Annotated in this window: 9 protein-coding genes; 3 read left to right on the top strand and 6 right to left on the bottom strand. The window is 58.4% G+C overall.

Annotated elements, in window-relative coordinates; all coding sequences use genetic code 11:
* Positions 1 to 52: 52 nt before the first annotated feature.
* From Q4P21_RS03120 to Q4P21_RS03135, 4 genes are all read right to left on the bottom strand, one after another.
* Positions 53 to 550: a hypothetical protein gene (locus tag Q4P21_RS03120; protein ID WP_303387399.1), complete on the bottom strand. Its 498-nt coding sequence runs from the start codon at positions 548 to 550 to the stop codon at positions 53 to 55.
* A 1,211-nt stretch (positions 551 to 1,761) separates the two neighbouring features.
* Entirely contained in the window at positions 1,762 to 2,403 is a 642-nt protein-coding gene (locus tag Q4P21_RS03125) for a hypothetical protein (RefSeq protein ID WP_303387400.1), read from the bottom strand.
* Positions 2,391 to 3,221: an SDR family NAD(P)-dependent oxidoreductase gene (locus Q4P21_RS03130; protein ID WP_303387401.1), complete on the bottom strand. Its 831-nt coding sequence runs from the start codon at positions 3,219 to 3,221 to the stop codon at positions 2,391 to 2,393. The genes Q4P21_RS03125 and Q4P21_RS03130 overlap by 13 nt, the downstream gene beginning before the upstream one ends.
* Positions 3,222 to 3,693: 472 nt before the next feature.
* Complete coding sequence (locus tag Q4P21_RS03135; protein WP_303387402.1) at positions 3,694 to 4,392, bottom strand: maleylpyruvate isomerase family mycothiol-dependent enzyme; 699 nt, start codon at positions 4,390 to 4,392, stop codon at positions 3,694 to 3,696.
* 390 nt (positions 4,393 to 4,782) lie between these two features.
* Between Q4P21_RS03135 and Q4P21_RS03140 the strand changes: the two genes are divergently transcribed.
* Complete coding sequence (locus tag Q4P21_RS03140) at positions 4,783 to 5,196, top strand: phage holin family protein (RefSeq protein WP_303387403.1); 414 nt, start codon at positions 4,783 to 4,785, stop codon at positions 5,194 to 5,196.
* 67 nt (positions 5,197 to 5,263) lie between these two features.
* Here Q4P21_RS03140 and Q4P21_RS03145 read toward each other — a convergent pair whose 3' ends face one another.
* Complete coding sequence (locus Q4P21_RS03145) at positions 5,264 to 6,028, bottom strand: C1 family peptidase (protein WP_303387404.1); 765 nt, start codon at positions 6,026 to 6,028, stop codon at positions 5,264 to 5,266.
* Positions 6,029 to 6,158: 130 nt separating this feature from the next.
* A complete protein-coding gene (locus Q4P21_RS03150; RefSeq protein ID WP_303387405.1) occupies positions 6,159 to 7,538 on the bottom strand; it encodes a PLP-dependent aminotransferase family protein in 1,380 nt (459 codons plus the stop codon).
* Positions 7,539 to 7,648: 110 nt separating this feature from the next.
* Here Q4P21_RS03150 and arfB point away from each other — a divergent pair, with 110 nt between their 5' ends.
* Complete coding sequence (gene arfB, locus Q4P21_RS03155; RefSeq protein ID WP_303387406.1) at positions 7,649 to 8,071, top strand: alternative ribosome rescue aminoacyl-tRNA hydrolase ArfB; 423 nt, start codon at positions 7,649 to 7,651, stop codon at positions 8,069 to 8,071.
* 113 nt (positions 8,072 to 8,184) lie between these two features.
* Positions 8,185 to 8,908, top strand: a 724-nt coding sequence (locus Q4P21_RS16305; RefSeq protein ID WP_369598855.1) for an AI-2E family transporter, incomplete at its 3' end; no start/stop codon positions are given.

Here is an 8,908-nt window from a genome sequence, read left to right on the forward strand (position 1 = left end):
GAATATGGGCCGGCAATCAAGACGCGTCAAGGCTAGTAGTGCTGGGCTGTGATCAGTTGTTTTTGGTCTTGCGTCGGAACCAGCCAATACCCCCAACGGCTGCCAGCAGGCCGGCAACAATTCCCGCAAACCAAGTCCAAGGAACCGAAGACTTCTTCTCCGGGTGGTTTGCTGGGTCAGGTCCAGGAGCCGGCACAACAGGAATCGGTGGGGCAGGGGGTTGCGTGCCTGGAAGCTCCAGGTATGTAGCCCCGTCTTCTTCCGTATACATGATGAGTCCAGGCTCGTTCCCGTGTGGAACAAGCCTGCCCGCGGCGTCCTTCCCGGTCATCGTTTGCATGACGGTGCCTCGGCGATCCCAGCTGACGCGAATGCGGACGGAACCGTCCTCTTGTTTGTCGACGTGTGTAACAGTGTCCTTCGCAGGCGCTCCCATGGCCTGGATCATGTCCTGATAGGAAGCCACCAACGCAGCCAAACCCGTTTCGTTCCATTCGTCAGGGCCAAAGTGCACAGAAATTTCTACTGGTTTACTTCTCGAATCTGTCATCGTGGTCTCCGGATCTATTCGGCGGACATCATTGTCCAAAGACCTGAATCAGCGGGATAACATGCTGCTCAGCCTGCTGCTTTCACACGCCAATCTTGACGCCCGGCTTCCCGGGCCCGACTCCCAAGGTCTTCCCTCCACGGTACGATGCACCGTCGATGGAGGCAATAGTTCCAATCGACTGGAAGGGGCACGGTTGCAGCTGCCAACGAGAGATTTTCCGTGACAAGGTGGGGCATTGAGATTTATACTGCGGATAGAGCAGTTGTTGCCCCGGACCCGGTAGCGCCTTAATCGGTTTAGACGTGGGGGTCCAATGCACTTGTTGCCAGAGCGGCATGCAGCCCGTGACAGAGTGGTTATATTTTTCACTCATTACTTCATGAACAACACATCGACTGTGGACACAGCTGTGTTTGTCGAGGCAACGCATGAACGGACGATCGGCTGCTCACCCACCCCCAACACCGAACCGCACTTGCGGCTTGCGTCGCGGCATCACAACCGAATGGCTCGTGTTCGAAATGAGCATGTTAGTCATCGTCCTGGCAGCAATGTCCATTGTATGGCTCCTCTGATTCCGTGGTGGGGACAAGAGCAGCGCTGTCTAAGGACTGCATGTTCAATCCTGCGTCTGCGACCTGGCCCGTTCTCAGTTCGCCGGGTAGCGTCTTGGCCAAGAGATGCTTGTTGGGGTCAATCACGAAACTGGTTGGCGGTATAGCTGTGGGTCGCAGACCAGATACTCGTCTCCGGTTTCGGGAGGCAACGAGGGTCACTGATCGTCCTTGGTGCAGTCAATGCACCACTGATGAATACCTTTTGATCGAGTGGGTGGAGCACGCCTGGTTAATCCGCAGCAAAAGCCTGGAAATCAGCTATACGTGTATGAACTGTGATGGATTCTATGGACATGCCGTTGGCATGGACACTCTGTCACGGGAGGTTCTCAGCCAGTTTCACGTTAAGCGAAAGACCCTTCATTCGCCTGACCCTGATGAACGCCAACTGTCACCGACTCGCTCCACCGAGTCCACGTAGATGACCTCGGTGAAACGGTTATTAGTTGGCCGGAACCACCAAGGGGCCTCTAAGTTGATTTGGCGATCCTGCATGCTGAAGCCGTCCCACTTCCATGGCACCATTGGGTCGTGTGGGGTTCTTCGAGAAGGAGGGCCCTCGGCACTGGGCCTCAGTTCAATGGCACTGCCCTAGGGCATCTGGCCGACACCCATGATGGTGGTCTGTATCGTGGCGAGGGCTGGCGTGGCCGGAACACTGCTGAAGCCAAAACGTACTCCGGGTGATATATCCGCCAACGGCCCGGCGTCGCGACCTTTCCACGCAATGGATGCAGTATTGACTGTGTGCAAACCTGTAACGCCATAGAACTCCCGCCGTCCCTGTGAGGCCATCCCTGCCGTCCTCACGCCCGGACTCAATACAGCCGCCACGGGATTGATCAGCGTCAACCACCAGGGGTGTACCCCCAGTGCGGGCGGCACCAAGGCCATGAGTCGGCCAAGTCGGGTTGGTCCTCCAATCTGAGCCTCGATGCTCAGCGGACCGGCTTGGACCGTCAATAGCTGCCCTTCCCCATGGTTCGCTATGAGAGCAGCCTGGACCGGCTCCAGCACAACATCATCGAAGGTGTAAGTCGTTTGAATAAAATCAGCGATGTCCGGTCGTGGAGCCAAAAGTAGTCTCTGGCCTGACGGCAATTCGACCATGGCATCGGCGAAGGCCCCGAAAGGCGAAGACGCCCAGATTCCCACCACTGCGCGCAGTCCTGATTCGGTGCCAAACCCGGCGATGTGCCCCTGAAACACCCAGTGACGAGTTACGGCAACCATGTGCTCACCATTTCCTCGCTACGTTGCCACAATTGGCGAGCCAATTCGGGGTCTTTGGCTTGTCGGCTTGTTCTGGCCTTCCTGCTTTTCGCATAGTAGCCTCCAGATGACCAGTCAAGTCCCGGTTCGCCAATGGCGAGCCAGACAAGTGTTTGGGCGCCCTGAGCTGGAGTCAGCATGTAAGAACGCATCCCGCTGCCGTAGATAAAGCGCAAGTAGCTTCTAGAACCGGCAGAAAAATTAGTGGCCACCCCACCTGGATGACAGGCTGCGGCCGACAAACCCCGGGTGTTGAAGCGGTGGTGTAGCTCCTTAGTGAAGAGGATGTTGGCGAGCTTCGCGTTGCCGTAAGCCCGGTTGGATGAGTATTTTTGGGCAGATTCAAGGTCGTCAATGTCAAGTCTCGCGTATATTTGGTGAGCCACGCTGGAAGTGTTGATGATCTTGGTGTGGCTGGCAAGTAGCACATTTTCCAGGAGCCTCGTCAGCAGGTACGGTGCCAGGTGGTTGACCTGGAATGTCTTTTCATGACCGTCTTCGGTCAGCCCTCGGCGACCCATAATAGCTCCGGCGTTGTTCACCAACACGTCGATCTTCGGATAGGTCTCCTTGAGCGCTGCCGCCAGCACATGTACTTGCTCGAGGCTCAAAAAGTCCGCCACAAAGCAATCTGCACCAATGTCCGCAGCAACTGCATGGGTCCGCTTCGCCGAACGTCCAATCACAACGATCCTGTCCCCGGTCTGTGCCAGCATTCGCGCGGCTGCTTCCCCGATGCCACCGCTGGCGCCCGTGACAATGATGGTGCGTTGGTCCATGGGATATCTTCATGTTCTTCAAGTAGGTGTCAGACACAGCCAAGTTCATTGTTTTCAGACTACAAGCTGTACTGCAGTAATTCATGCCCTGCGTACACCATTGGCTAGATGTCTAGTCCCGCCGCCTAAAACAGGAACGAATCCTTGGCAGCTTCCCGCGGTTCTTTCACTCGAACATGTGTTACACACTTCACGATTTGGCATGAATACATGGACGCTATTCGTCACTGACTTCACCAGCCCCCAACAGCACCCCAATTGTGGAAACCACCACCCACCCTGGGCAGGAACTAAGGGGAGCAGGAAACAAAAAACGGCCAAACACCATCCCCCCGTCAACCCCTCAGTAACAGACAGGCTGCCCGCTGGCTAGCACCACGGCAGGTCGTGAACTCATGTCAGCCCAAACCTCGAATCGGGAAGCAACACCATGTGAGGAACAGGCCAGCCCTCATGCCACTGTCAAGTCGATTCAGTTCGAGGATCCATGGGCGGGGCTGAGCATGCGTGACTGGAGGAGTGAAACTCCAGGTCCATCCAGGTTCTGCAAATACGGAATACGCCCGGCCATCGCCATGACCAAGGAAAGCGTGGATCCCGTCACCAGTAGACCCGTACCTGCAGTGAAAGGTCCATCATCAGCCCTTAGCTGCAGCCCTAAGGCACGCGTACGGCTGGGAACCGCGAAGTTACGCTTCGCGTAGAAATCGGCGACAGCGGTGAGAGCCTCAATGTCGGGTGTATGGGCAATCTGGAGGGGGTGGCGGATATCTTGCGAGTGCACGATCACCTCACCCAGAAATGCCGCCGTATCGGAGGACGGCGCAATGCTGCTATTAATGACAGCACAGAATAGGTTCAGGGTCTCATCCGGGTTGGCACCCCGGTGCTCGTCCAATCGGCGCTGGTTATGCACATCAGGGCGAAAACGGGCGCCGAGCATGCTGCGCAGCCACATCCATTGATTCAAGCTCGCCGCAGCAGTGAGATGTGCAACGACTTGCTCCACATCCCACCGCCCGCAAAGGGTGACGTGCCGCCACTGCTTTGGACTTAGGCGTTTCAGGTCCTCTGCGAGCAAACCACGTTCGGCATGGGTCAGAGCCCACAGCTGGCCATCTGAAGATTTCGCCATGCCCTCTGCTTCCGCTGTTCCGGTGGTGGATTCCAAACCTTTTGTGTCCTTTAGGCACACCGGACGCTCAGCTGTTCCTGGGTCAGTTACCTCAACTGAGGGACGGCTGGCTGGAGGCTCGGGCATGTGCTAAAAACCTGGTGGCAGGTTTTAGTGAGACGGCTTCTTGTAGGTACCGTGCGTGGCGATAAGCCCCATCACGATGGTTACCAAAAGTATGCATGTAATTACTATCAGCAATCCCCACATATCCATGGTGGGTCAACTCCTTAGTAGGATGCCGGAAGCATTTCTTTGTCTCTCCCATCATCCTCCTGATGCTGGAAAGCCGCCAGAGCCCGAAAATCTTCCGCAAGGTGGACATTTGTCCGTGTCCTGCGATTGGAACCATGAGCAAGGGGTGAATAGTTTCCTCTACTCATCACCATGGTCATCTTCTTGATACGCGCCGCGATTTACGTTGCCACCTCCGCGCTGGCTTTACTTGTCACGTCCAGGATCCTGCCTGACTTCCATCTGCAGTGGTCTGGCTTTTTCGTCGCCGTCCTAGTTTTCGCTATCGCACAGTCCATTTTGGCACCGTTCGTTGCCAAAATGGCTAGCCGCTATGCGCCGGCGGCACTGGGAGGGTTGGGACTGATTTCGGCACTGGCAGCCTTGTTTGTGGCCCAGTTTTTCCCCAATGGACTGAGCATCAACGGTTTACTTACTTGGGTTCTGGCAGCTCTGATCGTATGGGTGGTTACCACGCTGGGCGTCTGGCTGCTTCCACTCATCTTCCTCAAGAAGCGTCTTGCCAGACGCGCTCCGGAGCGCGCGACGCCCCGCAAAGCTTCGTGAACAAGCACCTGCCTAGGTGAGTCGCCAGACAGGCGGGGCACCGCCGTCGTGCTTCAGCGCCCGTTTGCTAACTCGTGCTCTTCACCGTCCAAAAGTCGCTGGACAGGGCACTACTGAGCAGGTACGAGTAGGGCATGGTGCCATAGCCGGACTTTCCCCAACTTTCGCCCCATGAATTGCGGAACGTGAAGCGCTGTTGGGCGTCGTCGTAACCGACGGCCACCACACAATGGCCGCCCAGCACGCTCTCGGTCGCGGCCGGCATCGGAACCACACCGGTGCTGGCAACCTGTGGGCTTTCGAAGCTGTCATAGACCGTGAAGCCAAAGACGATCGGGTATCCAGATGCCAGGCACCCCTTGAGCTGGCTCAGTGTTTGGCCAACCCGGGAGTAGACGATGGCGCACTGATTTTTAGCCGCCTCATAGCAGTTGGCCGGCGGTTTGAGTATGAACTTCGTGATGTCATAGGGCCACAGGGTTTCATCGCAGACGCCGGTGACGGCAACCGTTTTGATGCCATCGCGAATCTGCGCCCCGGCGTCGGATTCAACTGACCCTTCGATGACACGTTCGTTGTAGTAAATGAAAAGGCGCGAAGGCACTGAAGTGTCTTTCAGGCCCTCCTTCAGCGCATCGAACTGAATCGCTCCGGCCACACCGTTGCCAGTGCACGAGCCCAGCTGGCCCTGGTCGTAAACGGGCGGACACTTCGGGACGAGGTCGACGGCGGGAGGCAGTTTCGCTTGGACGGCATGTGACGCTGCGAAGAGAAAGTCGCGCTGGTCCGGTAGATCTCGGACCCATCCGTACCGAGAATTGGTTCTGGCCATGATGACTCCTCCTTCACCACGCCGTGGTCCCCATGGGCCTTGAACAGAATGGCTTAGTTTCACATTCCTCCGGACCTGGCGATACGTCAATAGTCCTGAGTGGCCTTGGCACAACCTGCGCCGGTAACGCTCAGAGCAGCGTCGCGATCCGACGCACACCCGCCTGGATTTGCGGAATCGACGCGGCGCTGTAGGTGAGGCGCACGTGCGGAGCAGGCGGCTCGTCCACGTAGTAGTGCTTTCCGTCGCCGATCAGTACCCCGGCAGCCTGGGCGGCTGAAGTGAAAGCCGTCGTGTCGCTGCCATCAGGGAGGCGCACCCACAAGTGGATGCCGCCAGTGGGGATGACCAGCCGCGCTCCGGACATCGTGGCACTGATTTCAGCAACCATGGCGTCGCGTCGCTCGCGCAAGCCAGTGCGCAGGCGTTTGATGTGCCTGGGCCAGGCCCCGGAGCTCAACAGTCCAAGAGCGATCTCCTGGGTGAGTGGGGGCACGCACATGTCATCGGCAATGCGGGCGGTGCGCAACCGCTCCCCGGCAGGGCCCCTGGCTGCCAGAGCTCCGATGCGTAGTCCCGGTGCTGCCGGTTTCGTGAGGGTGGCAATGGAGACCACATGCCCGTCGGGATCTTGGGTGAACAGCGGCAGTGGTGGCTTTCCTTCAAGGGAGAGATGCCTAGCCCAATCATCTTCAATGATGAATGCGCCATGGCGTTTGGCCAACGCGAGAACTTCAATACGACGCTCCGGGCTCAGAATCGTACCACTCGGATTGGCGTAGCAGGGCTGGAGGTAGATGAGCTTGGCGTGCGTGCGCTCCAGAGCGTCGGCGAGCTTGTCAGGAAGGATGCCGTGCGCGTCCGACGGCACCGCTGCTATGCGAAGCCCAGCGGCTTGGGCGGCCAAAGTTGCTCCCGGATAGCTGGGGCTTTCGGTGATGACGGTGGTGCCGGGGTCGGCCAGCGTGCGCATGGCAAAAACCAGCGACTGCTGCCCGCCGGGCATGATGAGCATATCCTCGGCTTCAGCGTCGAAACCTGCTGCAAAAGCCTGGCGCAGTTCATGCAGACCCGTGGGCGGGGCCATGGTCCAGGCGCGGTGGCTCTTCGCGCACCGGGCGCCGAGCGTGCGCAATTCATCGAAGGGCTGCAGTTCCGGCGCCAGATACCCCCAGGAGAGTTGTACCTGCCCCGTCGCACCGTTGCCACCGGCTCTTCCAGCACGATTTGCATCGACGCGGGTGCGGCCCAAGGCCGAAGACTGCCACGCATAGTCCGGTTCAGGCTGCTCGGTGTCGCTACGGCCGGCAACAAATGTGCCGCGTCCGGGCTCCGCGCGCAGGACACCGAGGGCTGAGAGCGAGGTGATGGCTTGGGAGATGGTGGCGGCACTGGCCCCATGAGTCCGGGTCAGCTCGCGGACCGATGGCAGCTTCTCCCCCACCCGCATGGCGCCAGCCTGCTGTTTCAGCGTACGCGCAATGAAGGCAGCCCTGTTATCTAGAGTCATTTAAACAGTGGATAACGTTACAGTCAGGGTGTCAAAAATATTACCGCGGATTGAGCACACCGTACCGTGGCAAACAGGGGCAGTGGACTGGCTTGTGGGATGCTTGGGGAATGGATCTTGAGGTATCGCCCGCGCTCACGATACCGGCCGCAGAGCTCCATTGGCGGTTTTCGCGCTCTTCAGGGCCTGGCGGCCAACATGTCAACACCTCGGACAGCCGGGTTGAGCTTTCGTGGAGCATCGAAGCTTCTGCCGTCCTCAGCCAGGAACAGAGAGCGCTGTTGATGGATCGGTTGGCACGCCGTCTCATTGACGGGACCATCACCATAGCCGCCTCGGAACAGCGCTCGCAGCTGCGCAACCGCGAGATCGCCTTGACCAAATTGGCCGAACTCGTTGTCTCAGCCCTGGCACCAACTGCTCCACCGCGCCGCAAGTCCAGACCTTCACGTGGCTCGAAGATGCGGCACCGTGCCGCCAAGGAGCAACGCTCAGCCACAAAACAGCAACGACGCCGTCCCGCGGCAGAGTAGCAGGTGCAACGCCGTGCGAGGTTCCCGCCAAGCACCACGAGTTGCGGCCCTGAACTATTGCGCCACTGATGACCATGGCGCAAACTGAAAACGACAGCTTGGGAGGTCGCACAATGCCGGAACAATCCGCAAAAAGTCGCGCTAGAAGCCTGGCAGAAGGGCTCCCTGCTATTTGGGGCGACGGCCTTGGCCGCTCGGCTATTCGTGCTCTCCAGACACTCCTGGTTCTCGCGCTCGCCGCTGTAGTTATTTGGGCTGTCACCCGGGTACCTTTGGTGGTCACGCCGGTCCTTTTGGCGCTCATTCTAGCCTCGGCGATCGGACCATTGGTCCGCTGGCTCGACAGGCGCCATTGGCCACGGGCTTTGGCGGTGTTAACGTCCTTCGTGGCCATCTTGGCCGTGTTCAGCGGCGTCATAGTGGGAGTCGTGTTTCTGATCAGGTCCCAGTCAAAGGGTCTTGTTCTCCAGGCCGACGTTGGCATAGACCGGCTGCACCAGCTGCTCAATGGCGGCCCCTTCCCCGTGAGTGACGCACAGATTGAATCCTTCCGTGATGCGGCGCAAAAGTTTATTCTGAGCACCACCTTCGGCTCTGAAGCCCTGACTGGCATTCGCGTCGCTGGCGAGGTCACTGTTGGCGCAATCCTTATGGCCGTCATTTTGTTCTTCTTCCTCAAAGACGGGGCGAAGATACGCGATTTCCTTTTCAGCTTCCTCCCCGCAGGTCAACGCGAAAAGGCCTTTATGGCGGCGGACCATGGTGCAATCGTGTTGGGTGGGTATGTGCGGGGCACAGCGTTGATTGCACTTACGGATGCGCTGATCATTGGACTGG

The sequence above is a fragment of the Arthrobacter sp. genome (assembly GCF_030540645.1).
In the GTDB taxonomy this organism is placed as follows: Bacteria; Actinomycetota; Actinomycetes; order Actinomycetales; family Micrococcaceae; genus Specibacter.

What these genes read in the sequence shown, in the direction of transcription:
- arfB (WP_303387406.1), top strand. Translation starts at nt 7,649, where the DNA reads ATGGATCTTGAGGTATCGCCCGCGCTCACGATACCGGCCGCAGAGCTC.
- Q4P21_RS03125 (WP_303387400.1), bottom strand. Translation starts at nt 2,403, where the DNA reads ATGGTTGCCGTAACTCGTCACTGGGTGTTTCAGGGGCACATCGCCGGG.
- Q4P21_RS03150 (WP_303387405.1), bottom strand. Translation starts at nt 7,538, where the DNA reads ATGACTCTAGATAACAGGGCTGCCTTCATTGCGCGTACGCTGAAACAG.
- Q4P21_RS03120 (WP_303387399.1), bottom strand. Translation starts at nt 550, where the DNA reads ATGACAGATTCGAGAAGTAAACCAGTAGAAATTTCTGTGCACTTTGGC.
- Q4P21_RS03130 (WP_303387401.1), bottom strand. Translation starts at nt 3,221, where the DNA reads ATGGACCAACGCACCATCATTGTCACGGGCGCCAGCGGTGGCATCGGG.
- Q4P21_RS03140 (WP_303387403.1), top strand. Translation starts at nt 4,783, where the DNA reads ATGGTCATCTTCTTGATACGCGCCGCGATTTACGTTGCCACCTCCGCG.
- Q4P21_RS03145 (WP_303387404.1), bottom strand. Translation starts at nt 6,028, where the DNA reads ATGGCCAGAACCAATTCTCGGTACGGATGGGTCCGAGATCTACCGGAC.